This window comes from Rothia aeria, from assembly GCF_016726365.1.
Classification (GTDB): Bacteria; Actinomycetota; Actinomycetes; order Actinomycetales; family Micrococcaceae; genus Rothia; species Rothia aeria.
The window spans coordinates 1438206-1464597 of the sequence record NZ_CP068102.1; the positions used below are offsets into that span (position 1 = coordinate 1438206).

Sequence of the window (26392 nt, forward strand, 5' to 3'; positions counted from 1 at the left end):
TATTTCTTTTCTGCTAAATATCGAGGAATCGGATGTCCTTTGCATTCTGCTGAATGAACTCACGGCGAGCCTCAACATCTTCGCCCATCAGCACCGAGAAAATCTGATCCGCAGCTGCGGCATCTTCCATTTTTACCTGCAGCAGGGTGCGGCGCTGCGGATCCATCGTAGTGTCCCACAGCTCGGTGTAGTCCATCTCGCCCAGACCCTTATACCGCTGAATGCCGTTTTCCTTTGGCAGGCGCTGGTTATTTGCCTGACCGCGTTCCAAGGCAGCATCGCGTTCAGCATCCGAGAAAACATAATCGTGCGGGGCGTTTGACCACTTAATGCGGTACAGCGGAGGCTGTGCCAAATATACATACCCTGCCTCAATCAGCGGACGCATAAAGCGGAACAGCAGCGTCAGCAGCAGGGTCGTAATATGCTGGCCGTCCACGTCCGCGTCGGCCATGAGCACAATCTTGTGGTAACGCGCCTTATCAATGGTGAATTCGTCGCCAATACCCGTACCAAAAGCAGTAATCATAGCCTGAATCTCGGCATTCGACAGGGCACGATCAAGCCGAGCCCTCTCGACGTTAAGAATTTTGCCGCGCAGAGGCAGAATCGCCTGCGTATTCGGGTCTCGGCCCTGCACCGCCGAACCACCCGCAGAATCACCCTCCACCAGATAAATCTCGGAAATTGAAGGATCTTTCGAGGCGCAGTCCTTGAGTTTGCCGGGCATTGAGCTGGTTTCCAGCAGACCCTTACGCCGAGTGGTTTCACGCGCTTTACGTGCAGCAATACGCGCCTGCGCTGCGGTAATTGCACGGCGCACCACGTCCTTAGCGGTTGCCGGGTTACGGTCAAACCAGTCCGCTAAGTGATCGTTAATCTCGCGCTGAGTAAAGGATTTTGCTTCCGAGTTACCCAGTTTTGTCTTCGTTTGGCCCTCAAACTGCGGCTCAGAAATCTTAATCGAAATGACGGCGGTCAGACCCTCGCGCACGTCTTCACCGGTGAGGTTATCATCCTTCTCACGCAGCAGTTTATTCTCGCGGGCATACCGGTTCACCAGGGAGGTGAGTGCAGCACGGAAACCTTCCTCATGGGTGCCGCCCTCGTGAGTGTTAATAGTATTCGCGTATGAGTGCACCGACTCCCGGTAGGCACCGGTCCACTGCATTGCCACTTCAAGGGTCATATTGCGGTCGGTGTCTTCGGCTTCGAACGAGATAATTTCTTCGTTCACCACGGTCTTAGCCCCCGCGTTCAGGAAATGCACATAGTCGAAAAGACCATTATCGTACCGGTAGGTGACGGTGCGGTGCCCATTTTCGTTGGCCCCGACCTGGTTCAGCGGCAGAGGCTTTTTCTCTTCATCTTCGGCAGCTACTTCATCACCCTCAAATTGATCCCGTTCATCGGTGAGGGTGATGGTCAGCCCCTTGTTGAGGAACGCCATCTGCTGGAACCGCGCCCGCAGGGTCTCAAAATCGAACTCTACAGTCTCGAAAATCTGGGGATCGGGGTAGAACGTCTGAATAGTGCCGGTAATATCTGACGTATCGCCCCGACGAAGCGGACCGTCGGGGATACCACCGTTGGCAAAGGAAATATGCCAGGAATAACCTTGGCGGTGCACCTCGGTTACTACACGGGATGACAGTGCATTCACCACAGAAATACCCACACCGTGCAGACCACCTGAGACGGAGTACCCGCCACCACCAAATTTACCGCCTGCGTGAAGCACGGTCATAACCACCTCAACGGTGGATTTATGTTCGGTAGGATGCTCATCCACCGGAATGCCGCGGCCATCGTCTTTAACACGTACCGCACCGTCTGCCTGGATGGTTACCTCAATGCGGCTGGCATACCCCGCAAGGGCCTCATCGACAGAGTTATCGACCACCTCGTACACCAGATGGTGCAGGCCACGCTCAGTGGTGGAACCAATATACATACCGGGGCGTTTACGTACCGCTTCTAGCCCTTCAAGGACTGTAATGTCGGACGCGCCGTACTCATGGGGTTGTTCAGTTGCCACTGGTGCGAAACTCCTCGGATTGAATTGGTATGAGCCGTGCTGCTTGTCGCGGGTTCCGCATCCGTTGGGGTGCGGACGGCACATATTCTTTAATATTCTACCGAAATATTCGCCATCACGGAGATTATTCCGTCGTTTTCAGGGAGTATTTTCCGCTCTACGGCCTTCTAAGGTGCCGCGGGGGCTTCACACCCCCAACCCTAGTGAGGGGATACCCACCATAGGCCCGAAGCGGTTATCGGGCAAAAACGCTTGTCAGCTCATTCTCTGTCGGCCTGCTACCCATAGGTATCGCGCACCCCGCGACCACCCGGCGCTCGTTTCGGCCCGCGCGAGCTCCATCGCCCGTTATTGGGGCCAAAAATACGCACTGAGCTAACGACACCGGCACCCAGTTCACGGTCAAACATCTGCACAATCTGCCTCTGCATCAGACGCAGCTGGGTTGCCCACGCAGTTGAGTCGCAGCGTACCTCCACTATAGAGTTCTCAAACCGAACCGGCTGTGCGTGAGCTGAGACTTCGGGCCCCATCAAATCGTCCCATCGCGCAAGCACACTGGAAACCGCAACGGGTTCTTTCCACCCGCGTGAGCGAATCAACTGCCCAACAATACCCCCCAGGGGTTTAGGATCTCGGGTACTCTCACCCGGTCCCGTGTAACCGCCCATGACTCGCGGATCCCACCCCTGAGCACGCTGAGACTTCTTGCGTTGGCCCGGCTCGGCACTCATGGCAGCACCAAACTCACGCATAATTTTCTTAGCGGAGTAGGCATTAAGTCGCCCTTCACCACGGGCGTTGGCGGCGGCGCGCATCCTCTCTAATAACGCTGCGGGGGCATCGACCTCATCCACATAATATTCACCGTAAACTTCCGATGTTTCACGTGAAACATCTGTTGTATCACTGTCAAAGGGTTGTTTTTCCCAGAGATTGAGTCGGGGGTGTTCCTTATTCATAGGTTTTCCCGTCCGACAGATTCTGCTCACCCGCATATCCTGCGGTACCGGGTGAGACAGTGACGATACGGTATGCGCCAAGTTCTTCGGGAATGTCACTGAGTACTGCGCAGGTAATAAGTACCTGCTCCGCTTCACGCACCAAAGCCCCTAACCGGTGCCTGCGTGCCGCATCCAACTCAGCAAACACATCGTCAAGGATAAGTATTGGCGAGGAGCCTGGCGACGGGTCATCCTCCAAATGCACAAACCATGATGCCAACCGCATGGCTAAGGCAAACGACCAGCTTTCCCCATGTGAGGCGAACTGTTTAACAGCTAGGCCCCCTAACAGCAGGGTTATATCTTCCCGATGCGGCCCCACCAGGGTAATTCCCCGCTCAATTTCTTCGCTGCGGCGCTCCTCAAAGCAGCGCAGAATCGCCACTTTAAACTCCTCAGGGCGCATACGTGCAGCATGTTCCAGACCCCGCTCAGTCACAGACGGGAAAACGGTGGACTCGTAGGTCAATGAGACGTCTTTAGAACCATCGGTGAGTCCTGCATAGGCACGTTTAAGCTGGGGGAGCAGGACACGCAGCACCCGGAAACGAGCAGCTAAAAGCTGAGAACCAACTTCAGCAAGTTGCTCATTCCACACTGCGAGGGTGCTCATTGCGTTCTCATCGGCGCTGGCGGCACCTGTACGACGGCGCTGCATTGATTTCAGCAGAGAATTCCGCTGCCGCAGAATACGTTCGTACTCGCTCCGGTACCCGGCAACAGCGGGCCGCAGCGATACCGCCAGATCATCCACGAACCGACGGCGAGCCGCTGGTTCTCCCCTCACCAGCTGTAAATCTTCGGGTGAAAACAGTACCGTACGGGCAATGCCCAGCGCTTCACGGGCACGCACCGGGGCTGCACGATTAATCCGCACCCTATTGCTGTGCCCTGGAACCACCTCAAACTCTGTGACGGTCTGCTGCGATCCGCGCACAGTGCGGGTGCGAATATAGGCCCGTGAAGCACCCACGCGCACCAGCGGAGCATCATTACTCACCCGGTGAGAGGACAAATTCGCGGTGTAATCAATGGCCTCCACAATATTGGTTTTACCAACACCATTTGGCCCCAAAAATACCGTCACCCCGGATGACAGCGGCAGACTCAGCAGGGGGTAGGTGCGGTAATCGAGTAACGAAACGTGGTCGATAAACATCTCTACCCCCTCACACGGTTACAGTGGCACACCGCTATAGTGGCCCGATGCTCACTACTAGTCGGCGGGCAGCCGTACCGGCATGAGCAGGTACCGGTATTCGGTACTGTCATCGCCCAGAATCTCGTCCTGTCCCGAAAGCACAGCCGGGCGAGTGGGTTCGGTAAATGAGAACCGCACAAACTCCGTAGTGAATGCCCCCAGCCCCTCCGAAAGATAAGCCGGGTTGTATGCAACAGTCACTTCCTGCCCCGAAAGATGTGCCTGCAGCGTCTCAGACCCCTGAGCCTCGTCACCGCGGCCTGCATCAATTACAACCTCACCCGTCTCGCTAAAAGCCAGCCGCAGGGGAGTGTTACGCTCGGCCACCAGAGAAATACGGCGGGCCGCCTCAGCTAGGTCAGAGGTGCGAATAACAGCGTGAATCTGTGTTTCTTCCGGGAATAGGGCACGAATATTTGGGTAATCCCCATCCATGAGCACGCTTGTGGTGCGGCGTGAAGCAGCCTCAAAACCGATGAGTTCATGTGCATCTGGTAAGGCAATCGATAGTTCACCTGAACCAGCCAAAGTACGGCCTACTTCGGCAAGTGTTTTGGATTTGATGAGTACCTGTGCTGAGATCTCCGGGTTGGTGGGCGACCAGGTGAGTTCACGCATCGCCAGGCGGTACCTGTCGGTGGCCAACAGGGTCATAGTGTCGCCCTGAACCTCCAGCCTAATTCCGGTAAGGATCGGCAGAGTTTCATCTTTTGATGCGGCCACCAGAACCTGGGAAACCGCCCGCGCGAACTCAGTACCGTCAACGGTACCCGAGACCTCTGGCAGCTCCGGCAGTTCTGGGTAGTCAACCAGCGGCATAGCAGCCAGCTGGAACTTTGCTGAACGACATGAAATAAACACCTTGGAGTCAGATGCGGCGAACTCAACCGGTGCGCTGGGGAGAGAACGGCAGATGTCGGCGAGCATCTTACCGGGCACTAGGCAGGTGCCGTCCTGCTCAATATCCGCTTCAACTACCTGACGGGCGCTGATTTCATGATCGAATCCCGCGATAGCTACCTCACCGTTTTCTGCAGTAATCAGTAGCCCACTGAGTACTGGGGAGGTGGGCCGTGCCGGTAGTGAACGTGCGGTCCAGCCTACGGCCTCGGCCAATACATCGCGGTCGATGGTGAATTTCATGAGGCGCCTTTCAGAAGTAGCTGAAGAAAGTCCTAAACAAGTGCGGTGGTCCCCGATAAGGGCACCTCTTCCATCCTACCGGAAAAGATGTAATTACAAGCTCAGATGAGGTGTACCGGGAACAGTGGAAGAAGGTAGAAGACTCAAGGATTTTTGTAATTACATCTTTTGTAAGCTGACGGAAAGTCCTCAGAACATAGTGACCCGTTTTTCGAGTCACACCCGTTGGGCAGTGTTCGTGATGGACGGGAACATCATGTTGTGTGAAGAGGATTTTTCTTAAAGTACAGTAGTGTTAATAACGCTTGTGGAAATCGTGGAAAAACCTAGAAATCCGCGAAAATCCAAGGAAATTCCCTGTGGATGAAACGTGGACGAATCGATGCCACACTGAGGATGCATTGTGCATGGATATTTATACATTCTGGGTCTTCCACACCCACGGAATAATCATTCACTTAATATCCACAGTGTAGCGGTGTTTAAAACACACCCTATCCACAGGCGAAAATCCCTGTTTTTACCGGTTCTGCCGCTGATCCTGTTTGATTTTGTTCGTCAGCTCCGTCACCTGATTAAACGTCACGTGCCGCTCCGGCATTTGTGCACTGACCTTCCGCACCGCATGCATGACCGTCGTGTGGTCGCGCCCGCCCAGCTCCTGCCCAATCCGTGGCAGAGACATATCTGTTAGCTCACGCAGCAGATACATGGCGATCTGCCGGGCATTTGTAAGCGTACGGGTGCGTGACTTTGAGCGTAAATCATCAATCGACACATCAAAATACGCCGCCGTGGTCGTCAGAACCTGCGCCGCAGTAATTTCGGCACCCCCAGCATCCGTAATCAGGTCTTTGAGCACCACCTCAGCAAGCGATAAATCCACCTGCTGCTTATTGAGCGAGGCGAACGCCGTTACACGAATGAGCGCGCCCTCCAGCTCGCGGATATTCGCCGTAATATGCGATGCAATATACTCCATCACATCGTCGGGAACGTTGAGCGATTCGCTCTGTGCTTTCTTCCGCAAAATAGCGATACGAGTCTCCAACTCGGGAGGCTGCACATCAGTAATCAGGCCCCACTCGAAGCGTGAACGCATCCGCTCGGCAAACCCGGTGAGCTGCTTCGGCGGCAAATCAGAAGTAATCACAACCTGCTTTTGGTGATTATGCAGGGCGTTGAAAGTATGGAAGAACTCTTCCTGCGTATGCTCTTTACCCGCCAAAAACTGGATATCGTCGATCAGAAGCATATCGACATTGCGGTAAATCTGTTTGAAAGAGGAACCCTCATCGTCACGAATCGAGTTAATAAAATCGTTCGTGAACTCCTCAGAATTTACGTACCGCACACGCAGTGACGGGTATAAGTGTTTAGCATAGTGTCCGATCGCGTGCAGGAGGTGGGTTTTACCCAGTCCCGAATCCCCGTAAATAAACAACGGGTTATAGGCGTTCGCTGGGGACTCCGAGACTGCAAACGCAGCTGCATGTGCGAAACGATTGGACTGACCAATAACGAACGTATCAAAAGTGTAATTCTGGTTGAGCCGCGCTGAGCTTTCCCAACCGGCTGCGGGAGGCGCTGAGGGATCCGGCATAGCCTGATCTGCCGGTAACTGGTCCGGAAAAATACCGCCGCCAGCATTCGGCACAGCAGCGGGCGCCTCAGGTGCTGCGACGTACGAGTCAGTAGTGGCGTGATGAGAAGCCGTATCGGTTGAGCCCACCCGTTCCGCCTCTACCTCGTGCAGTGGGGGAGTGGTGGAGACCTCCGCAAAACCGCTTGGCTCGGGGGCTTTATAGGGGTGCGCCTCATAAGTGTGCACATGCTGTCCAGAGGGGGCTGGCACCTGAGCATGTCGCGGCGCAGCACCGGAAACAGAATCATACGACGGTATACCGTACTCTGCTGCCCCGTGGGATGGGGAGGCAGAGCCGGAAGTATGTTCGCTATGTTCGGACGAACCGGAAACAGTTGGAAGAGGGTGCGCGGGCGGGGCACTAACAACAGTTGAAGGTGCCTCTTCAGGGGATGTTTCCGCGGTAGCTGAGAGCGACTCATCAATCAGAAAAGCTTCAGAAATTTCGGGCCCGTAAGCGGTGTGTAGCGCTCGTTTCAACGGCTCTTTCAGTTTCGACTGGAATGTGTCCCGTGTGTATTCGTTCGGCACCGCTATAAGGAGTACGTTCCCTACCAACGCCTGCGGATGAGCTAAATGTACGAAACCGCGTAACCGGTTCCCCACCTGATGATCGGATTGAAGCAGACTCACTACATGAGCCCACCGCTGCACCATATCATTATTTGTTTCGCCCACAGGTGGTTCCTTCCGATCGGTGATTAAGACTTTACCCACACTATACACAGATTAACACCAATATCCACAGGCGTTATCCACAGTGTGGAAAACCTGTGTAGAATCAGTGGTTTTATGTGTGGACAAAATATATCGAACCGGAATAAACCCTGAAAATACGGGAGAAAACCGGTGTATACGAAAGCTGTGGAAAAAATCCACAACCCGTGCGGGTTGTTGAAAAGTCACATTCTGTGGATGCCCTCTATCCACTGTATACACAGAGCGCGCATCATGCACACCCGCACCTGAGGCACGCCCGCATTAACTTGACCGACACCGCCAGCTCTTCTAAAGTTGTTCTGTTATATGTGTACCGCCTACCCCGAAGAGTCAGGGTACCCCTGTACACAAAAATCTTAGGGAAACCCGCCTGCATGATGTTGGGTTATCCCGCACCAGAACAAGGAGAAAAGTATGAGCAAACGTACTTTCCAGCCGAATAACCGCCGCCGCGCCAAAAAACACGGCTTCCGTCTGCGTATGCGCACCCGCGCTGGTCGCGCTATCCTGGCGAGCCGTCGTTCCAAAGGCCGCGCAAAGCTTTCGGCCTAACGAACCATATAATCGCCCGCTACCGCACACCAGCGTTAGCGGGCGATTGCCACAACGAAGGGAATCACGTGCTGCCCTTACAGCACCGGATGCGTACGGGCGTCCAATTCTCGCAGACAATCCGTTCCGGTGTCCGCTCAGGGCGTCGGAACATTGTTCTATCTGCGGCAAAACAAAACGGAGAAACAACCCGCATAGGTTTTATCGTTTCAAAAGCCGTGGGAAATGCCGTCGTCCGCAACCGCGTTAAACGTCGTCTGCGTGAAGCAGCTTCCGATACCGTGAAAACCCACCCGCACGGCTACTACATTGCCGTGCGGGCACTACCCGCATCCAAAAACGCCACCTACCAGCAGCTGCACCATGACTACACGCAGGCGCTCACAGCGGCGCTGACGAAACTAGCGGGAGAACATAAACCACGCGGGGCGGGGCAAAACCATGAGTAAAAACCGCCGCGACGAACGGTTCCACCAGCACAGCAGCGCCACGCACCACGCACACAGCGACCCGGATGCTCTTCTACATGCCGCACCCCACGAGTTCGTGCGGCCTGTCTCTGTGCTGCACGCTCTGTACACGCTGCCCCAAAATATTTTTATTGGGCTTATTAAGGCGTACCGTAAAGTAATCTCCCCGCTCTACGGGGACGTGTGCAGGTACTACCCAACCTGTTCCGCCTACGGGCTGGAAGCTTTCACCACCCACGGGGCCATTGGTGGGCTTTCCCTGACAGTGCGGCGCATTCTACGCTGCACCCCGTGGGCGACCGGCGGAATCGACCCTGTACCACCCGGAAAACGCGTTTTCACCCCGGGTGAAGAACCTAAAATTGTACTTCTGAACCATCCGCCCACCAGCCCCTAACAAGGCTGACTAGGGCCTTCGCTGACTTAGCCGAGTCAAAAGGAGAAAAACTCTCGTGCCAAATATTTTTGACCTTATTCTTTGGCCCTTTAAATGGGCAGTGTCGGCGGTTTTGTGGGTTTTCCATTCCCTCTTTACCGCCATTGGTATGGATCCGTCCTCAGGCCTGACCTGGGTGCTGTGCATTATCTGCCTGACCCTGGTTATGCGTACCCTCACCATCCCTCTCTTCGTCAAACAGATTAAAGCGATGCGCGGTATGAGCGCCATGCAGGGCGATATCGCTAAGCTTCAGGCCAAATACAAGGGGAAGAAAGACCAGCTGTCCCGCCAGGCGATGGCACAGGAGCAGATGGCGCTGTACAAAAAACACGGCACCAACCCGTTTGCCTCCTGCCTGCCGATTATTGCCCAGATGCCTATCTTCTTCGGTTTGTACCAGGTGCTCATGGGAGTTTCCGGGGCGGCAGCAGCGAATGAAGGCATCCTCATGCTTCCTGCCGATCTGGTGAAACAGTTCAGCGAAGCCCACATTTTCGGCGCCCCCATTTTCTCGACCATGATGAACCCCGGCGACGGTAACCACACCGCCACCGTAATTCAGGCAATCGTCATGATTCTGCTCATGAGCGGTACCCAGTTCTTTATTCAGAAGCAGCTGAGCGTGAAGAACATGTCGGAGGCAGCGCTGAACTCTCCGATGTTCCGTCAGCAGCAGATGATGATGTACATTTTCCCCATTATTTTCGCGGTGACGGGCATTAACTTCCCTCTTGGTGTGATGTACTACTGGACCGTCTCAAACTTCTGGGCACTGGGCCAGCAGTGGTGGGTGATCCGCAATAACCCCACCCCAGGTTCTCAGGCTGAAAAGGAACTCAATGAGCGCCGTGCCGCTAAGGGTCTGCCTCCGGTCGGCAAGACTAAAGAGCAGCACGAGAAAGAGCTGGAAGAGGCACGTGAACGTGCCAATGCAGGCCAGCGTCAGCAGCCGATGAGTAAGAAGCGTCAAAAGCAGCAGCGCGCTAAAGGCAAGGGCGGGCAGAAAGGCTCTTCGGGCGGCTCACAGAAGCCAAAATCGAGTTAGCCGCCGCATCGCATCACCACCGCACAACCACGTAAAGGACATCCGATCCATGACTGACGTTACTGAAGAAAACGAAACCTACGAAGAAACCCCCACCGAACGTCCCAATACCTTCGAAAATATTGAAGAAGAAGGCGACATCGCCGCCGACTACTTGGAGGAACTACTGGATATCGCCGATATTGACGGTGATATTGATATTGAGGTGCGTAACCAGCGCACGTACCTGGCGGTTCTTAACGACGAAGATAACAATGAAGAACTCCGCCAACTGGTTGGCCGTAATGGGCAGGTGCTGGAGGCCCTGCAGGAACTGGTGCGACTGTCGGTGCTAGCCGCCAGCGGTAACCGTTCCCGCCTCATCCTTGATGTGGCAGGGTACCGTGCAGAACGCCGTGAACAGCTGGCTGATGCGGCCCGCCAGGCCGTGGAAGAGGTGCGTGAAAGCGGGGAAGACTACCATATGAACCCGCTGGGCGCCTATGAGCGCAAAATTGTGCACGATATTGTGGCTGAGCAGGGACTCTACAGTGAGTCTGAGGGGGAGGGCCCGTCCCGTCACGTTGTTATTTCGCTCCCGGAGGTATAAATGGAGCACACACCCCTGGATGGGAAAAACCAGGTTGCCGCTGAACAAATCTTTGGTGACCGTTTGCCGCTGGCACAGCGTTACGTAGAGCATCTGGCCACCAGCGGTATTGAGCGCGGACTCATTGGCCCGCGTGAGGTGCCGCGCCTGTGGGAGCGTCACGTGTTGAACTGCGCCGTAATACAGGAACTTATCTCCGAGGGCGCTTCGGTGGTGGATGTTGGCTCTGGTGCGGGCTTGCCGGGGCTGTGTCTGGCGATTGCCCGGCCCGATTTGAAACTGACTCTCATTGAGCCGTTGGAACGCCGCGTTAACTGGCTCAATGAGGTCGTGGAAGATTTGGGACTTGAAAACGTAACGGTGTTTCGTTCCCGCGCTGAACAGGCTGTGGGTGCGGTGGAAGCCGATGTGGTAACCGCTCGCGCCGTCTCTGCGCTTGTGGGACTGGTTGATATTACTCTACCGATCCTGCGCGGCACTGGAGAGCTGCTGGCTCTCAAGGGACGTTCAGCTGCTGAGGAAGTGGCAAAAACGAAGAAAAAACTCAACCGTTATGGTGCCAGGCAGACCGAGATTCTTACGGTGGGGGAGGGGCTGTTAGACGAGCCCACCACCGTGGTACGCATCCAGTTATAGTCGGGTACTGTTTCTCAACTTGATGGCCTCTCCCCAATGTGGGAGGGGCCATTTTTATTGTCTGTTGTGGTCACGAGTGCAGGTTTCACCATTCCTCGATGTTTCACGTGAAACTTTCACGGGTAATACTCGGTGTTTAACCCCTTGCGCGTGGTGTTGAAAGAAATCTACGGGTAATCTTATAGAGAGTGAAAAAGACGGAGACCCACCTTCAGGCGCGCACACGGCGCCTGAAAAAGGGGAATAATCCGAATGTTTCACGTGAAACATCGACCGATACGCATCCCTAAACGGCACCCGACTGCATGACGCCGAGGAGAAAAAATGACCGAACAAGCAACCGATAACGGTTCGCTTTACACCCTGTCGAAGCCCGCACACACCCGCATCCTCACTATCTCAAACCAGAAGGGCGGCGTAGGTAAAACCAGTACCGCCGTGAATCTGGCGGCAGCGCTCGCTGAGGCTGGAATGAATGTGCTGGTCATTGATAACGACCCGCAGGGTAATGCCTCGACCGCACTCGGTATTGAACACGATGTGGAAACCCCCAGCATGTATAACGTGCTGATTGATGACAAACCTCTACATGAAATTGTGCAGACCTGCCCCGATCTAGAAGGGCTGTGGTGCGCCCCGGCCAATATTGACCTCGCCGGGGCTGAAATTGAACTGGTCTCAATGGTGGCGCGTGAAACCCGTCTTAAAGGTGCCCTGGAAGATTACAGCACGTGGCGTGAGTCCCATAACCTGCCGCGCCTTGATTACGTATTAATCGACTGCCCGCCGAGCCTGGGGCTGCTTACCGTCAATGCATTTGTTTCGGCTGACGAGATTCTAATTCCCATCCAATGCGAATACTATGCGCTGGAAGGCTTGAGCCAGCTTCTGAAGAATATCGAGATGATTCAGAAACACTTGAATTCGCGTCTGAGGATTAGCACCATTCTGCTTACCATGTATGATGGGCGCACTAATCTTGCAGCACAGGTGGCTGATGAAGTGCGCGAGCATTTTCCTACAGAAACTTTGCAGACCCTCATCCCTCGGTCAGTTCGTATTTCTGAGGCTCCCAGCTACCAGCAGACCGTTATTACCTATGACCCGGCATCGACAGGTGCGCAGGCGTATCGGGAAGCTGCGCGCGAGGTAGCCATGCGATAGGCACACTAAAAACACATAAAAACATACGATTAAGGTTGATTGTATGTTTCATATACGGCAGAAATAGCGGTGTGGAAAGTAAAAGGGCACACCCAGTGAGTAACCCAAAACCTGCCGAACATATGCGAGGGAATACGTTAATGAGGAGGAAAGATGGCTGAAAAACGAAGGGGCCTCGGTAGGGGGTTAGGGGCGCTTATCCCCAATAGCACCAAACCCGCATCCGAGCAGAAGGAAGTATCCAGTACACAAAAAGGTGGATCCACGAGCCCCTCAGCAGCCGCAGGAAAAAAACGGGCTGCAGGTATGGGCCGTCAAGAGACCGGTACTGTCCAGAAGAAGACCACGGAACAACAATCCTCACCCTCTTTAGCGAAGCTTCCTGCTCCTAAAAAGTCCTCATCGGTGCGCGGCGGATTGGGCCGTAAACATATTCTCGATCAAGAAGTGCTGCCTGTGCCAACCGATCAGAAGATGGAAGAGGCGCCTCATAACACGCAAGAGAAGGAAAAGGGCACCAAAGCACAGTCTGCTATTAAGGACAAAATTTCGGCAGCAGCCGCAGATTTGGCGGATAAAAAGGCTGCTGCAGACACCACGGCGGCAGGGGAGAAGGCGCCAGCTGCTGAGGATAAAACCGCCTCCGCACCATATTCGTTGGGGAAAAAATCGGCGTCAGAGCATGATCTTTTCGATGAACTGCCCGCAGAATCAGAACGGCCGGTACCCTCCCAAGCTGTTTCTCAGGAATCAGCCCCAACTGAGGAAACGCCTCAACCGGCGGCCGATACAAAGGATGTTTCACGTGAAACATTGAAAAAGAAACAGCGTCTCGATATGGGACAGGCACTTCGTAATACGACTCTTACCCGCCGTCCTGTTGACTTCTTCTTTGGTGAAGAAGTGAAGACCCCCAGCTCTTCTGAGGACCTGGTACCTGTTCCGGGTGCGCAGTTCGCGATCCTCAATATTTCGGATATTCATCCAAACCGCAAACAACCTCGCGTTGATTTTGACGAACATGATATGGATGAACTCGTTCATTCGGTGAAAGAGATTGGGGTTTTACAGCCCATAGTCGTGCGTCCATCGCGGGAAAAAGGCCACGAGAAATATGAGCTGGTGATGGGGGAGCGTCGCTGGAGGGCAACCCAGCGGGCGGGACTTCCTACAATTCCTGCGATTGTGCGCGATACCCAGGATAACGATCTGCTCCGTGATGCCCTCCTTGAAAATCTGCATCGGAGCCAGCTGAACCCCATTGAAGAGGCAGCCGCCTACCAGCAGCTGATGGAGGAATTTGGTACCACCCAGGATCAGCTGGCTAAGCGTATTGGTCGGTCACGTCCGCAGATTTCCAACACCATCCGGTTGCTTAAGCTTCCTGCATTGGTACAGCGTCGTGTAGCGGCCGGCGTTTTATCAGCCGGTCATGCCCGCGCTCTGCTCATGCTCACAGATCAAGCACAGATCGAAACTTTGGCGCAGAAGATCGTTAATGAGGGCCTATCGGTGCGTGCTGTTGAAGAACTGGTAGCCGCAGCATCCGGCGCAGAGGACAAGAAACAGCGGAAGGAACCTCGCCCGCAGAAACATCGGGAGCGTCTGGACTATATCGCCGATGCCTTTGCCGATAAGCTGGATACCTCGGTAAAGATAAGTCTGGGTGCACGTAAGGGAAAGATGACAATCGAATTCGCCAATGTCGATGATCTGAACCGGATTATTAAGACGCTGGATACTAACTTCGAAAACTAGGTGTAGTCAGCGCCGGTGGTGATGTTTCACGTGAAACATCACCACCTCTGTTTTTAATCGTCGTGCTGATACGGTGCTTCTGAGATTACCTCCGCTAACGTGTCAGACCGGAGTGAACTGGACATAGCTAAGAACAATATCGGCAGAAGATAACCACACCTGATCACTCTGGCCTTCTGCAGGGTGCAGTCCTTGCCAGAACGGGAGAAGCGGGGGATGGGGGCTTCCTGTTGCAGTAGACCGTATATCTATCCCCTGTGCATATCATGTGCCCAGAACTGAATAGGTGTGGGTAAAGTGCTAGAAACACAATGGGGGCGGATGTTTCACGTGAAACATCCGCCCCCAACGTGCGAAGAGATTTAGTCGATGTACTCTGCAAATTCTGCGAGCAGAGCTTTTTTAGCCTTAGCACCTACGGTCGGTTTGACGAGTTCGCCGTCCTTGAAAAGGTGAATTGCGGGGATGGAAGTGATATTGTACTTCAGTGCAATATCACCATTTTCTTCTACATCTACCATCACCACATCTACTTTACCTTCATATTCAGCGGCAATCTCCTCAATAACCGGAGCCACTAGGCGGCAGGGCCCGCACCATTCAGCCCAGAAATCCACAATTACGGGCTTGCTGCTTTTGAGCACCTCAGCGTCAAACGTAGCGTTAGTAACCTGCTTAACCGAGCTCATTGTTCTGCCTCCTCTTTACATATTTTCAATATAGTGTTGCGCATCAAGCGCCGCCACGGCACCGGAGCCCGCAGCGATAATTGCCTGACGATATGTCGGGTCGATAACATCCCCGGCAGCAAATACGCCCGGGACAGAAGTCTTTGAAGAACGTCCCTGAACCTCAATCGTGCCCTGCTCACTGAGCGTGAGCTGATCTTTGACCATATCAACACGGGGGTCTGAACCGATGGCTATAAAGAGCCCGTTCAAGGGCAGCTCGCGCTCAGAACCATCTTTCGTGTTCTTCAGAGTTACCTTCTCAAGGTTCGAATCACCGTCAATGGCACTGACCTCAGAATCCCATAGGACCTCAATCTTCGGGTTCTCAAAAGCACGTTTCTGCATAATATCGGATGCGCGGAACGAATCACGGCGGTGAATAATATAGACTTTCCGGGCAAAGGTGGTCAAAAACAGTGCCTCTTCAAGTGCTGAGTCGCCGCCGCCTACCACGGCAATATCCTTTTCTTTGAAAAAGAAACCGTCACAGGTTGCGCACCAGGATACGCCGTAGCCGGAAAGACGATCCTCACCCTCAACGCCGAGCTTGCGGTATTCCGAACCGGTTGAGAGGATTACAGTCTTTGCCAGATGCACCGAACCATCCGCGAGGATTACTTTTTTCACCTCGCCGGTAAGGTCAAGTTTCTCAACATCCTGGTAGCGAATATCTGTGCCGAAACGCTCAGCCTGTGCACCAATATTCGTCATGAGTTCGGGGCCCTGAATACCTTCAATAAAACCCGGGAAATTCTCAACTTCGGTGGTGTTCATAAGAGCACCACCGGGGGATACGGAGCTGGCAAACAGCACGGGTGAGAGATTAGCGCGGGCGGCATAAATTGCCGCCGTATACCCTGCGGGGCCCGCACCCACAATAATGACATTGTGCACCGTCTGCTCGCCCTGCTCGGCGGCAGATGTGCTCGCACCCTCAGGTTTCGTTGATGCGGCGCCAAGACGTACACCTCCAAGCGCGGCATTACCAAAAAGGCCACCGGTTGTTGTATTGGTGCTCATTTTTCTCTCTTTCGTCCCAATTATTGATATCGTGCCACATAAACGTGATAGTTCCTTTGATTATTCCATTTCGGGCCTCGGTATGCCATACGTTACGTTTTCTAACAGACTTAGGCATCTCAGCCCGCCAACACCACACTGGGGCACTACGGCGCATACAAAAGCCCGCAGAGACGCTCAACGGTGTGAGCATCCCTGCGGGGCATAAGGGGAGAGAAAAGAGACTGGGCTACTCAGCCTTCAACTCGGCCAGACGCAGCCCGTACGGGTAGATTGAGATGGGCTGTGAAAGCTTCGGGGCCTCAGTGAACTGAATAATCACATACCCGCCCTTATCTGCGCTCTGCTTGGAAGTATCCAGCTCAACCACGGCGTCTTTCCCATTAAACGTTCCCTTACCCACCTCGGTGGCCCCGTTGAGGGAATTCTGGTTGTTCACGTACACGGTGTACGCCCCGCCGGTACCAGTGTTCTGCTGCATCGTCACCTTAGAAACAACCGTGGGAGTTTGAAGTTTGGCAGACAGCGCGAACGGAACAGCCAGCTTACCGCTCCCAAAGCCGTAGCTCATCCACACGGTAGCGGGGTTATTGTCCGCAAGCTTGGGTAGGTTCGCATCCGTCTCAGACATGAACGTGGGGTTATTCGGCACTAGGCGGGCCACGGTGGCGATCTTCGCTGGGGCGTTTGAGGTGGTTTCCGGACTGGGAGTGGGGGAGGGGCTCTCGCCACCCTCACTGGCCGAGGCTGAGGCGGATGTAGACTTGGCTGGCTTTGGCTCCGCGGTTTTAGACGACCCAATACCCGTGAGCGAAATCAGCACGGCACCGGCCACAATCAGCAGCAGCAGTACGGCGGCGAGAACGATCACCCACGTACCGCGGCGGCCGTCATCTTCATCGTCCTCATCATCGTCGTACAGGTCCCCGCCGGGGTACATGCCGCCGCCCATCTCCGGCTGAATAGGGTTACCATCCCAGCTTTTAATGGCGCCAATAACCTCCATTGCGGCGGGCTGAGTCGGCACGGTCGCACCAAAAATTTCGGTACCCAAGGCGGCTTCATCATCGTACACGTCCGAAAGTGAGCGCTGCTCGGTCAACAGCGCATCCAACAGCACTGAGGGGGCGGTGTACGACGTAATGAGGTACTTGCTGCCTTCGGGGGTGATACCCATATCGAGCATCTGGAAACTGTAGGGGTTGCTCTCATTGAGCACACGCGAGTTGTTCTCAAGCAGGTTGCTGCGTGCCGGGGACGCAACGACCACCGACACTTTACGGCTGAGAATCTGATCCATGCCGTCGAGAATCATATCTGTCTCGGCGGTAACGATAATCTGTGCGGTGATCTCGTAGCGGCCACCGAGTACCGTGCCTACCGGAATCTGCTGAGACAAGTGCTCTCCCGAATTTTCGCTCGTACGCCCAGTTCAGGGCTGTTCTCTATCAAAAGTTTACCCGGCTTAACGGGTTCTGTGGGTTTTCAGCGGTTTTGCCGACCTAACGGCGTGCTAATCTTCCCAGTTTACGTGTGATGGGTGCGAAAAGCGCGTCGGCTTCTTTCACCCGGAAAACCCGCAACCCCACCATGTAAGAGCCGAGCATGACCGGCCCGCACACAATCAGGGTAATAATGGCGCTGATTTTCGATGCCCAGGCGAAACCGCTGGCGCTGTACCCGCCCAGCAGCCACAGGACCCCGGCGGTCACCCCGGCAGCGAAAACAGCTGCGAAGGTGGCGCGGGCGTACACGCTCAAGATACGTTTCTGCCCGTAATAGCCAAGGCGGCGTTTCACCAGGTAATGGCTAATACCGGTGAGCAAAATATTGTGCACAGGATAGATACACGCCAACGCGTAAACGGTGTACTGGGCATCCAACAGGGAGGCGCTGAAGCTCATCACTACCATGATGGAGGCCGAGAACAACTGGATTTTAAAGGGGGTGCGGGCGTCTTCACGGGCGTAAAGTACACGCCCGTACAGGAATGTGACGGTGAGTGTGGGGGTGCCTAACGCCATAATGACAATGAGCTTGGCAATAATAGTGGCCGCCACCCGGTCGCCGCCGCTGAACAGGATAGCGACCGGCCCGGCAAGGACAATAAGCGCCACGGCGCAGAAAATGGTGGCCACCCCGGAGGTACGCAGCCCGTGAGAGACGGCGTGGATGACGCTGTCCCTATCATCGGCGCTGGCGGAGGCGCTCATCCGGTTAAAGAGCACGGTAGCGATGGACATACCAATCACACCGTGCGGGAGGATATACAGCATTGAGGCGTAGTTGAGGGCCTGCAGGCCGGGGATTTGGATGCCCATCTCCGCATAGCGGGCACGTTCACCAACCACAGATGCAGCAACCTGGTTCATGTACATGAAGGAAAGGTTAGCCACAGCGCCCGCTGCAAGCGTCCAAGCGGCGAGTTTAGCGGGTTCACGTAGTCCAATGCCGCGCCACCCGAAATTGGGGCGCAGATGCATCCCCAGGCGGCGTAGGGGGATAAACAGCACGAGGGCCTGCATGGCGATGCCGAGGGTAGTAGTACCTGCAAGCACAACCGTTTGGGCGCTGGTCCAGTTCTCAACCGAGTGCAGCGGCGGGTTAATGGTGGTGTTCTGCGCCCCGAACATAACAATGAACACCAGCAGGCCGATGATGGAGATGACGTTATTCAGCGCCGGCGACCACATGTAGGCTCCGAACGCATCTTTAGCGTTCAGCACCTGCCCGATGACGGTATACAGGCCGTAGAAGAAGATCTGCGGCAAACACCAGAGCGAGAAAATGACCCCTAATTGTTTCTGCTCCGGTGTCCAGGTGGAGCCCATCACATCAATAATGGGCCACGCGCAGGCGACCATAATGACCGTAATCAGCCCAATAGCGGTGACGGTGAGTGTTACCAGCTTCGAAATGTACAGCGCCCCACCGTCTTGGGCTTTGGCGGCTTTAATGATCTGCGGCACGAGCACGGCGTTAAACGCGCCCCCGGCAACCAGCACGTAAATGAGGTTGGGGAGGGTGTTGGCGACCTCAAACACGTCGCCGACGGTTGAGAGGGAGCCGATGGCGACGGTAATAAGAACCGTCCTGACTAGTCCGAGCACTCGGGATACGAGCGTTCCGGCAGCCATGATCGCGCTTGCGAGCGCGTCTGTTCGTGCCAACTGGTGCCTCCTGTGCGTAGCGTAGGTTTAGAGCCGTGACTGGATGAATTCGCGGGCGAGGTCGGCAATATGCCGCTCGTTAGCGAACGATAGCCTGCGGTTAAGATCCGTGAACGGTACCCAGGCCACATCTACGGCCTCGTGGTCGGGGTCGTTGTCGATGGTGATTTCCCCTCCGGTTGCCTTCAGCAGGTAGTGGTGCACCGTTTTGTGGATGCGCTGCCCGGAAGAGGTGAACCAATATTCAATGTTACCGAGTGAGTGCAGGATATCACCACGTATCCCGGTTTCTTCTTCAATTTCGCGTTGTGCAGCCTCTTCAAGGGTTTCTGCTTCTTCAATATGCCCCTTGGGCAGACACCATTCGACGCGTCCGGCACGGTTAATGCGCGCAATAATGGCAGCAGGCAGACTCTGGCGCGCGAAGTCTATGATGATGCCTCCAGCGGATACTTCACGGTGTACCGGCGTGTAAGACGCGGTTAACAGAGTTCGCATCTTGGGTGCGCGCGGTACGGGAAAGCTCATGGTTCTACCTTAACCGATACGGGGGCTTTTTGGGTTGTTCGCGCCCGCGGTGAGGCGGTGAGGCGGTTTATCTGGCAGGATTAAGAGACTATGTCGCAGAAAATTGATGTGCTTTCGAAGTTCCCGGATGCCGCGCAGCTGGGTGAGCTGTACCGCCGGGCGGGTTTTGAACTGTACCTGGTGGGCGGTATTGTGCGTGACCAGTTGCGTGATACCCCCGGTGATTTTACGGATTTTGATTTGACCACGGACGCCACCCCCGCCGAAAGTGAACAGATCCTGCGAGTGTGGGGTGAACACGTGTGGGATATCGGTAAGGAGTACGGCACTATAAGCGCCCGTAAGAATGGGGCCGTGTACGAGGTGACCACCTACCGGGCGGAGGTGTACGCCTCTGACTCCCGCAAACCCACGGTCGAGTTTGGCACGGATTTACGCGCCGATCTGGTGCGGCGTGATTTTACGATGAACGCAATGGCAGCTTCACTGCCTTCAGGTGAGGTGGTGGATCTCTTTGGTGGCGCTAAAGATTTGGCGGAGGGTGTTCTGCGTACCCCGCGCTCGCCTCAGGATTCTTTTTCGGAGGATCCGCTGCGGATGATGCGTGCGGCACGGTTTGCGGCACGTTTTAATCTGCAGGTGGCGCCGGACGTGTTTGAGGCGATGCGGCAGATGGCGTCGCGTATTGAGATTATTTCGGCGGAGCGAGTCCGTGATGAGCTGGTGAAACTCATCTGTGCCGACTACCCGCGGGTTGGGCTGAACCTGCTGGTAGAAAGTGGGCTTGCAGACTATGTGCTCCCAGAGCTGCCCGCGCTGCGTATGGAGATCGACCCGGCGCACCACCATAAGGACGTGTACGGGCATTCGCTGAAGGTGATGGAGCAGGCGATTGAGAAAGAAACCGGTGCTGATGGTCCCTGCCCGAAACCTGATTTTGTGCTGCGGTTTGCGGCTCTTCTGCACGATATTGGTAAACCTAAAACCCGCAGATTTGAGAAAGACGGGTCGGTGTCTTTTCTGCACCACGAGGTGGTGGGTGCGAAACTTGTGAAGAAGCGCATGCGCTGCCTACGTTTTGACAACGACACTATTAGTGCGGTGGCGCGCCTGGTTGAGCTTCACATGCGTTTCTACGGCTACCGTGAGGCTGGCTGGACTGATTCTGCGGTGCGCCGGTATGTGCGGGATGCGGGGGAGCAGCTGCAGCGCCTGCACCGGTTGTCCCGGTCGGATGTGACCACCCGCAATAAGCGTACGGCGCGTTCGCTGGCGCAGGCGTATGACGATTTGGAGCGGCGTATTGAAGAGCTGGCCGCGCAGGAGCAGCTGGATGCAATGCGTCCCGAGCTGGATGGTGAGCAGATTATGGCGGTATTGGGGGTAAAACCTGGCCCGGTGGTGGGGCAGGCATACCGGTTCTTACTCAATGTGCGTTTGGACGAGGGGGAACTGGGTCGGGAAGCAGTCACGGAGAGGTTACTGACCTGGTGGAAAGAGCAACAGAGCGCATAAAAATTTTGCGTAGCAACCTGAAATAGCATCATAATGCGGGATTTACGCGTAAAATTTTCTGTGAGCGTGTTTTGCTCCTTATAGCACAGTCACCGAAAGGACCTCAGATGTCTCAGGAACCTCATGTAAATCAGCAGAACCACGAGGCCAACAAGTACCCCTCTCAGCCCGGTCAGCTACAGCCTCAACCCGTAGTAGCTACACCGGCGGTAGTTATGGTTCAGCAACCCGTATCCGTGGGAGTCGCCTATGTACTGTGGTTTTTCTTAGGTGGTTTAGGCGTTCATAAATTTTATCTAAAGCAAGCGGTTATGGGCGTGGTAATGCTGGTTCTGTGGATCGGGGGCATAATACTATCAGCTACCCTGATTGGTGCGCTCATTGGTGTTCCCATGCTTATAGCCTGGATCGTACTGTGGATTATTGACGCTTGCACTATGCCCAACCGGATTAATGAGCTCAACGGTGTGGTGGCTGTAGCACCAACCCGGCCCATGTAAGTAGTTCTAGCTTTTTCAGTAGAAATACGGCCGTGTTCCCTATACCTTGGTAAGAAGGTGTAGGGAACACGGTGTTATAGCATCCCGGCACGATTTATAAAAAATAAGATAAAGCAACTGTTGTGCCGGTATTGGTTTCGTGTAAACTTAGAAAGTCTGTGCGCTCACCCCGAGTGGGCCCGGACCACACCATGAATCTCCTGCTATGGAAATACCATAGCCGTTTAGCCCAGAGGAGGGGTCTAATCATGCGTGCATACGAACTGATGGTGATCTTCAGCCCCGAGGTTGAGGATCGCGCGGTTGAGCCGTCCCTGTCTAAGTTCCTTGAGATCGTCACCAACGCTGGCGGCACTATTGACAATATGGACATTTGGGGCCGACGCCGCCTAGCATACGAAATTCAGAAGAAGTCCGAGGGCATCTACGCGGTTGTTAACTTCACCGCAACCCCCGAGACCTCCGCTGAGCTTGACCGCGTTCTGAACCTGAACGAGTCCGTCATGCGTACCAAGATCATCCGCCCGGAAGAGCAGAAGATCTCCGCCAAGTAGTTCCTCCAGGCGGAATGCAGCCCTTAAATTGTCAGGGGCTTGTGTTTCACTAGAAGCAACATACTTGATACCCATACGAGGAGGCATCTCATGGCCGGCGAAACCGTTGTAACTGTCATCGGTAATCTCACCAGCGATCCTGAGCTTCGTTTCACCCCCGCCGGGGTGGCCGTTGCTAACTTCACGATCGCATCCACTCCGCGCACCTACAACCGTAATAGCGGCCAGTGGGAAGACGGGGAGGCACTGTTTTTGCGTGCGTCTATTTGGCGCGAGTACGCAGAGAACGTTGCGGAAACCCTGAAGAAGGGTACCCGTGTCATCGCTCAGGGCCGCTTGCGGTCCCGCTCGTATGAAACCCGAGAAGGCGAACGCCGCACCTCAATGGAACTTGATCTCGATGAGATCGGTCCCGCGCTGCGCTACGCTACCGCACAGGTCACCCGCTCACACCGTAACTCCGGTGGGGGAGCCCAGCAGGGCAATAATTATGGTGGCAATACCTTCGGTGGTCAGCAGCAGGCTGGCGGCTATAATGCCGCACCTCAGCAGGGGTACAACAGTAACTCCGGCGGCGGCAACGGCTACTCCAATAATTCCGGTTACGGCGCATCCGCGCCCGCCGCTGGTGCGGCACCGGCCCAGTCCCAGCAGCAACAGCAGCAGGCTCCTTCGGCTGACCCGTGGAGCTCGCAGGCTGGTGGGAACTATGATTGGGGTACCGCAGGCGACGACGAACCCCCGTTCTAAACCGCTCGCCTTCTCACCCAATAAAACTATTCATCCATCCCGCGGTTTACTCACCGCGGGCTCCCAAACTTGAAGGAGCACCACGATGGCTAAGGCTGAAATCCGTAAGCCCAAACCCAAACAGAACCCGCTTAAGGCTGCTGACGTCACCGTTATCGACTACAAGGACGTCGCGCTTCTGCGTAAATTCATCTCCGACCGCGGTAAGATCCGCGCCCGCCGCGTGACCGGTGTGACCGTTCAGGAGCAGCGTAAGATCGCTCAGGCTATTAAGAACGCCCGCGAGGTTGCACTGCTGCCCTACTCCGGCGCTGGCCGCTAAAAAGAAGGAGAGAGTACAGTACCATGGCTAAGATTATTCTCACTCAGGAAGTAACCGGTCTGGGTGCCGCTGGCGATATCGTCACCGTGAAGAACGGTTACGCACGTAACTACCTCCTTCCCCGCGGTTTCGCTGTCACCTGGACTGTTGGTGGCGAGAAGCAGGTTGAGTCCATCCGTGCAGCCCGTGCGGCGCGCGCTAAGGCATCCCTCGAAGAAGCACAGGCTCTTGCTGCTGCACTGTCGGCTAAGCCGGTGGTTGTTGCCCACAAGGCTGGTGCTGATGGCCGCCTGTTCGGTTCCGTGAAGGCAGATGCCATTGCCGATGCCATTGAGGCTGCTGGCATTGGTTCGATCGATAAGCGCACCATCCACTTGGGTTCCGCTATTAAGCGCACCGGTGAGTATCAGGTGACTGCTCGCCTGCACCAGGATGTTGTCGCTAACGTTACCCTTGATGTTGTAGCGGCTGCCTAAACAAGGCTTATAGGGCTCTATAAGAGGCCCGGAAGGCGTCACTTCTCTTCTTCCTTGATGGGGGAGGGGAGTGGCGCCTTTTGCCTTTGTGCTTTATGGCCTTTCGGAGGAGCTGCCACCCATAGTTTAGATCTTGACCGTTGCGAGATGACTGTTAGTTTGTAAGGCGGCGGTATTTGTGAGCGATGTTTCACGTGAAACATCGTTATTTTTGTGCTAAGAACTCAACAATGAGGGGGGTTAGTCGCCGCGAACCTCATAACTCTTTTGATCCTCCCAGGATATTGCCCCAGTATCGTTCTGAGCCTCGGCATAAGCCGTCTTAAACGACACCATAGATTGTGTAAAGCCAAGACAAATATCGCCGCGTAGGATGTACATGTAGTTGCTCCTCCGCCCGCCGCTGGGAACGACAGTAAACGCATTTTCGTAGGGGTGAATGGACCAGTTATCTGGGGTGTTGCCTAATTCCCGTGTGGGGTTGCGATGCTTTAGCCAGGCAATGAATACATCAGTTGCTTCCTCCACAGTAGGGGCATGATTGCCTTGTCCGTAGGTGCTGGTTGGGGGAACAAGTTTATTCTTGTGCATGTACTTCATGGGGCTCCTCCGTTCGTCAGTTTATCCCTACCAATAAATTATAAAGGTTGATTTTCGTAATAAAAACTGAATGTGTTGCAATAATGTTTCACGTGAAACATCGCTGATTACGTTCTGCTTGGTGTTGAAGATGGACCCGGATCGAGCTGTTTATGAAACCTTCCGCCGGTCTCCTGAATAAAGCAGTCAATCACCTCTGTTGGGCTAAGGCTCATGAGATGGGAGAGTGCTGCGGCATTTTTCTCGTTTGCGCTGTGAATTACCGTGTTGAGAATGGAGCCGGTGGGAGTTATCAGGCACACGCAGCCAGGGTGTTCTTGTGGAGAGTGTGTGGCCCATCCGGGGGCCAGCTGAGGTTTCCAGTAGCTGGTGAGCAGCATCGGCCACCCGTTATCCGCACGTGCATCATTCAGTACATCGTACGCGGCCCAGCGCAGTATCACCGCGAAATGCGGGCTTGATACATCGGGGGAGCGAAGTTCGCCGCGCTCCGTATGGCCGTAGTGCCAGCATCCGTCTTCACACCAGAAATGAGGGACTCGATCGAAACTGCCCGGTGGCTGTATCTCATCGTCCAGGTAATGCCAGGCTTTGCCTCGTGCCGTCACCAAACGGTAGAAATCATCACCCATAGTCCGGTCTGGGGTTCCCCGTTCCAGAAGATGCACCGGCAGTGGGTTGCCATCAGGGTCGAGATAAGCATCCAGTACCTGTTGGGGAGAGAACTCCATGAGGTGGGAAAGGGCCGCAAGCTCAATAGTATGTGGAAGGGCGGTAGCCATGCGCATGTGCAGCGGGAGCCCGTTAGGTTGGATAAGGCGCGCTTCAACCGTGCCAGCATGGGAATCCTTCACGCTCACCTGTTCGGCACTCCACCCTGAAGCAAACCTACCTGCCGTTCGTAGGGGGAGCAGCTGTGCCCAACAGCGTTTTGAGTGAGTGCGGTACTGGTTAGCGGTGCGGCAGATAAGCCAGCGCAAGGCCACCTCAATATCCGGGGTGGAGAGCGTAGCAATTTTTAGGTTCTCAGTGTGCCCATCGGTGAACCGGGTACTGTGATACCCCACATGCCACAGCTCGTCCTGACTCCAGAACAGTACACTGCGCACATTTTGTTCGCGGCCAATAGATAAGACCCTATTTTTAATGGTTACACCAATTCCCGCATCTGTCAGTATAAACACCAGTTGGGCTAGCACAGGATGGGGTGACACGGTAGCTACCAAACCGTCAGCGAGCATGAGGCGCCCCTTAATACGACTTGCGGTATCAAGCCAGTAGGGTCTACGTAGCGCAATATCTAAAGCGGTACCGCCGTATTCGGTTGAATAATGCTTGAGTCCGGGGTGTGGTTGCTCCAGCCACAGATCTATGAGGGGCTCATGGTCTTGGGGTTTAAAATCTTTGGCGGCCAGGACGTGCATCAATGGAACTGTTCCGGCCCTATTGGGAGCTGCTGCATCCACTCCCCGGTTGATGAGGCGTTGCGCCAATTCGATATCTTCTGCAACATGATGTTCCTGGTTAAAACCACGAAAAAGAATATGTAAAAGATTGTTTTTATGACTATCTACGTCACCAAGGTCGGCATGCTGATTAAGCAGAAAAGTAGCTATACGGTAGCGAGATTCGCTATTGGAATTAGCGAGCGCATAGAAGAGAAGTGAATGTCCGCCGTAGTGAGAATGTTCGTCTCCGCTACGATAGACGGTCATGAAGTCGTCGAAACTTTTCTGCTGCGCTGCGGTGAAGACATCCATAGTCTATTGTAACCACCCGCACCTTAATAAGCGGTCCGTCAACTAAAATCCCGGTAAAACAC

At 54.7% G+C, this 26392-nt stretch carries 26 protein-coding genes; 14 read left to right on the top strand and 12 right to left on the bottom strand.

The features are described 5' to 3' along the window. Nucleotides 1-13: 13 nt before the first annotated feature. The 5 genes from gyrB to dnaA form a co-directional block, all read right to left on the bottom strand. Nucleotides 14-2038: a DNA topoisomerase (ATP-hydrolyzing) subunit B gene (gene gyrB / locus I6I94_RS06130; RefSeq protein WP_006887411.1), complete on the bottom strand. Its 2025-nt coding sequence runs from the start codon at nt 2036-2038 to the stop codon at nt 14-16. Nucleotides 2039-2316: 278 nt separating this feature from the next. Continuing rightward, entirely contained in the window at nt 2317-2895 is a 579-nt protein-coding gene (locus I6I94_RS06135) for a DUF721 domain-containing protein (protein WP_037285784.1), read from the bottom strand. 97 nt (nt 2896-2992) lie between these two features. Next, a complete protein-coding gene (recF, locus tag I6I94_RS06140; RefSeq protein WP_201620506.1) occupies nt 2993-4201 on the bottom strand; it encodes a DNA replication/repair protein RecF in 1209 nt (402 codons plus the stop codon). 57 nt (nt 4202-4258) lie between these two features. Beyond that, a complete protein-coding gene (gene dnaN, locus I6I94_RS06145) occupies nt 4259-5386 on the bottom strand; it encodes a DNA polymerase III subunit beta (protein WP_006887406.1) in 1128 nt (375 codons plus the stop codon). Between the two features lie 520 nt (nt 5387-5906). Further along, nucleotides 5907-7709 carry a chromosomal replication initiator protein DnaA gene (dnaA, locus tag I6I94_RS06150; RefSeq protein ID WP_371518447.1) on the bottom strand — a complete coding sequence of 601 codons (1803 nt, stop codon included), beginning with the start codon at nt 7707-7709 and terminating at the stop codon, nt 5907-5909. A gap of 456 nt (nt 7710-8165) precedes the next feature. Between dnaA and rpmH the strand changes: the two genes are divergently transcribed. From rpmH to I6I94_RS06190, 8 genes are all read left to right on the top strand, one after another. Continuing rightward, nucleotides 8166-8303, top strand: coding sequence for a 50S ribosomal protein L34 (gene rpmH / locus I6I94_RS06155; RefSeq protein ID WP_006887407.1), 138 nt, complete (start codon nt 8166-8168; stop codon nt 8301-8303). An 89-nt stretch (nt 8304-8392) separates the two neighbouring features. Beyond that, complete coding sequence (gene rnpA / locus I6I94_RS06160) at nt 8393-8752, top strand: ribonuclease P protein component (protein WP_232018688.1); 360 nt, start codon at nt 8393-8395, stop codon at nt 8750-8752. Next, entirely contained in the window at nt 8745-9170 is a 426-nt protein-coding gene (gene yidD / locus I6I94_RS06165; RefSeq protein ID WP_006887440.1) for a membrane protein insertion efficiency factor YidD, read from the top strand. The genes rnpA and yidD overlap by 8 nt, the downstream gene beginning before the upstream one ends. A 55-nt stretch (nt 9171-9225) precedes the next feature. After that, nucleotides 9226-10257, top strand: a complete 1032-nt coding sequence (yidC, locus tag I6I94_RS06170) for a membrane protein insertase YidC (RefSeq protein WP_128087265.1) — start codon at nt 9226-9228, stop codon at nt 10255-10257. Nucleotides 10258-10306: 49 nt separating this feature from the next. Beyond that, complete coding sequence (locus I6I94_RS06175; RefSeq protein ID WP_006887424.1) at nt 10307-10846, top strand: Jag family protein; 540 nt, start codon at nt 10307-10309, stop codon at nt 10844-10846. Next, nucleotides 10847-11482 carry a 16S rRNA (guanine(527)-N(7))-methyltransferase RsmG gene (rsmG, locus tag I6I94_RS06180; protein ID WP_023133404.1) on the top strand — a complete coding sequence of 212 codons (636 nt, stop codon included), beginning with the start codon at nt 10847-10849 and terminating at the stop codon, nt 11480-11482. Nucleotides 11483-11806: 324 nt separating this feature from the next. After that, entirely contained in the window at nt 11807-12646 is an 840-nt protein-coding gene (locus tag I6I94_RS06185) for a ParA family protein (RefSeq protein ID WP_006887405.1), read from the top strand. Nucleotides 12647-12799: 153 nt separating this feature from the next. After that, a complete protein-coding gene (locus I6I94_RS06190) occupies nt 12800-14404 on the top strand; it encodes a ParB/RepB/Spo0J family partition protein (protein WP_201620507.1) in 1605 nt (534 codons plus the stop codon). A gap of 362 nt (nt 14405-14766) precedes the next feature. On the opposite strand, the gene trxA is transcribed toward I6I94_RS06190, so the two are convergent. The 5 genes from trxA to I6I94_RS06215 form a co-directional block, all read right to left on the bottom strand. Then, the gene (gene trxA, locus I6I94_RS06195; RefSeq protein WP_006887416.1) at nt 14767-15093 is read right to left on the bottom strand and encodes a thioredoxin; all 327 of its coding nucleotides are present in this window, start codon (nt 15091-15093) and stop codon (nt 14767-14769) included. Nucleotides 15094-15108: 15 nt separating this feature from the next. Next, nucleotides 15109-16155 carry a thioredoxin-disulfide reductase gene (gene trxB, locus I6I94_RS06200; protein WP_201620508.1) on the bottom strand — a complete coding sequence of 349 codons (1047 nt, stop codon included), beginning with the start codon at nt 16153-16155 and terminating at the stop codon, nt 15109-15111. 229 nt (nt 16156-16384) lie between these two features. Beyond that, nucleotides 16385-17554, bottom strand: a complete 1170-nt coding sequence (locus tag I6I94_RS06205; protein WP_006887417.1) for a hypothetical protein — start codon at nt 17552-17554, stop codon at nt 16385-16387. Nucleotides 17555-17657: 103 nt separating this feature from the next. After that, nucleotides 17658-19325, bottom strand: a complete 1668-nt coding sequence (gene murJ, locus I6I94_RS06210; protein ID WP_201620509.1) for a murein biosynthesis integral membrane protein MurJ — start codon at nt 19323-19325, stop codon at nt 17658-17660. A 27-nt stretch (nt 19326-19352) separates the two neighbouring features. Then, nucleotides 19353-19853 (bottom strand): NUDIX hydrolase, encoded by a 501-nt coding sequence (locus tag I6I94_RS06215; protein WP_006887432.1) that lies wholly within the window; start codon nt 19851-19853, stop codon nt 19353-19355. 90 nt (nt 19854-19943) lie between these two features. Between I6I94_RS06215 and I6I94_RS06220 the strand changes: the two genes are divergently transcribed. The 6 genes from I6I94_RS06220 to rplI all read left to right on the top strand — a co-directional run bounded on the left by I6I94_RS06220 (nt 19944) and on the right by rplI (nt 23970). Next, nucleotides 19944-21368, top strand: a complete 1425-nt coding sequence (locus tag I6I94_RS06220) for a CCA tRNA nucleotidyltransferase (protein ID WP_094758851.1) — start codon at nt 19944-19946, stop codon at nt 21366-21368. Between the two features lie 107 nt (nt 21369-21475). Next, nucleotides 21476-21868, top strand: a complete 393-nt coding sequence (locus I6I94_RS06225) for a TM2 domain-containing protein (protein WP_172425638.1) — start codon at nt 21476-21478, stop codon at nt 21866-21868. 248 nt (nt 21869-22116) lie between these two features. Beyond that, on the top strand, nt 22117-22422 hold the full coding sequence (gene rpsF / locus I6I94_RS06230) for a 30S ribosomal protein S6 (RefSeq protein ID WP_006887423.1): 306 nt from the start codon (nt 22117-22119) through the stop codon (nt 22420-22422). Nucleotides 22423-22512: 90 nt separating this feature from the next. Then, complete coding sequence (locus I6I94_RS06235; protein ID WP_094758850.1) at nt 22513-23172, top strand: single-stranded DNA-binding protein; 660 nt, start codon at nt 22513-22515, stop codon at nt 23170-23172. Between the two features lie 85 nt (nt 23173-23257). After that, a complete protein-coding gene (gene rpsR / locus I6I94_RS06240; RefSeq protein WP_004005948.1) occupies nt 23258-23494 on the top strand; it encodes a 30S ribosomal protein S18 in 237 nt (78 codons plus the stop codon). A 23-nt stretch (nt 23495-23517) separates the two neighbouring features. Continuing rightward, nucleotides 23518-23970 carry a 50S ribosomal protein L9 gene (gene rplI / locus I6I94_RS06245; protein WP_006887421.1) on the top strand — a complete coding sequence of 151 codons (453 nt, stop codon included), beginning with the start codon at nt 23518-23520 and terminating at the stop codon, nt 23968-23970. Nucleotides 23971-24210: 240 nt separating this feature from the next. On the opposite strand, the gene I6I94_RS06250 is transcribed toward rplI, so the two are convergent. Further along, entirely contained in the window at nt 24211-24570 is a 360-nt protein-coding gene (locus I6I94_RS06250; RefSeq protein WP_201620510.1) for a hypothetical protein, read from the bottom strand. A 107-nt stretch (nt 24571-24677) separates the two neighbouring features. Then, on the bottom strand, nt 24678-26330 hold the full coding sequence (locus I6I94_RS06255; RefSeq protein ID WP_128087259.1) for an ankyrin repeat domain-containing protein: 1653 nt from the start codon (nt 26328-26330) through the stop codon (nt 24678-24680). Nucleotides 26331-26392: the final 62 nt, after the last annotated feature.

Coding starts and splice junctions, on each gene's coding strand:
- trxA (WP_006887416.1), bottom strand. CDS start 15,093: ATGAGCTCGGTTAAGCAGGTTACTAACGCTACGTTTGACGCTGAGGTG.
- rplI (WP_006887421.1), top strand. CDS start 23,518: ATGGCTAAGATTATTCTCACTCAGGAAGTAACCGGTCTGGGTGCCGCT.
- I6I94_RS06190 (WP_201620507.1), top strand. CDS start 12,800: ATGGCTGAAAAACGAAGGGGCCTCGGTAGGGGGTTAGGGGCGCTTATC.
- I6I94_RS06175 (WP_006887424.1), top strand. CDS start 10,307: ATGACTGACGTTACTGAAGAAAACGAAACCTACGAAGAAACCCCCACC.
- rpmH (WP_006887407.1), top strand. CDS start 8,166: ATGAGCAAACGTACTTTCCAGCCGAATAACCGCCGCCGCGCCAAAAAA.
- rpsR (WP_004005948.1), top strand. CDS start 23,258: ATGGCTAAGGCTGAAATCCGTAAGCCCAAACCCAAACAGAACCCGCTT.
- dnaN (WP_006887406.1), bottom strand. CDS start 5,386: ATGAAATTCACCATCGACCGCGATGTATTGGCCGAGGCCGTAGGCTGG.
- rpsF (WP_006887423.1), top strand. CDS start 22,117: ATGCGTGCATACGAACTGATGGTGATCTTCAGCCCCGAGGTTGAGGAT.
- recF (WP_201620506.1), bottom strand. CDS start 4,201: ATGTTTATCGACCACGTTTCGTTACTCGATTACCGCACCTACCCCCTG.
- rnpA (WP_232018688.1), top strand. CDS start 8,393: ATGCGTACGGGCGTCCAATTCTCGCAGACAATCCGTTCCGGTGTCCGC.
- I6I94_RS06220 (WP_094758851.1), top strand. CDS start 19,944: ATGTCGCAGAAAATTGATGTGCTTTCGAAGTTCCCGGATGCCGCGCAG.
- I6I94_RS06185 (WP_006887405.1), top strand. CDS start 11,807: ATGACCGAACAAGCAACCGATAACGGTTCGCTTTACACCCTGTCGAAG.
- I6I94_RS06215 (WP_006887432.1), bottom strand. CDS start 19,853: ATGAGCTTTCCCGTACCGCGCGCACCCAAGATGCGAACTCTGTTAACC.
- yidD (WP_006887440.1), top strand. CDS start 8,745: ATGAGTAAAAACCGCCGCGACGAACGGTTCCACCAGCACAGCAGCGCC.
- rsmG (WP_023133404.1), top strand. CDS start 10,847: ATGGAGCACACACCCCTGGATGGGAAAAACCAGGTTGCCGCTGAACAA.
- I6I94_RS06225 (WP_172425638.1), top strand. CDS start 21,476: ATGTCTCAGGAACCTCATGTAAATCAGCAGAACCACGAGGCCAACAAG.
- I6I94_RS06235 (WP_094758850.1), top strand. CDS start 22,513: ATGGCCGGCGAAACCGTTGTAACTGTCATCGGTAATCTCACCAGCGAT.
- trxB (WP_201620508.1), bottom strand. CDS start 16,155: ATGAGCACCAATACAACAACCGGTGGCCTTTTTGGTAATGCCGCGCTT.
- I6I94_RS06250 (WP_201620510.1), bottom strand. CDS start 24,570: ATGAAGTACATGCACAAGAATAAACTTGTTCCCCCAACCAGCACCTAC.
- I6I94_RS06255 (WP_128087259.1), bottom strand. CDS start 26,330: ATGGATGTCTTCACCGCAGCGCAGCAGAAAAGTTTCGACGACTTCATG.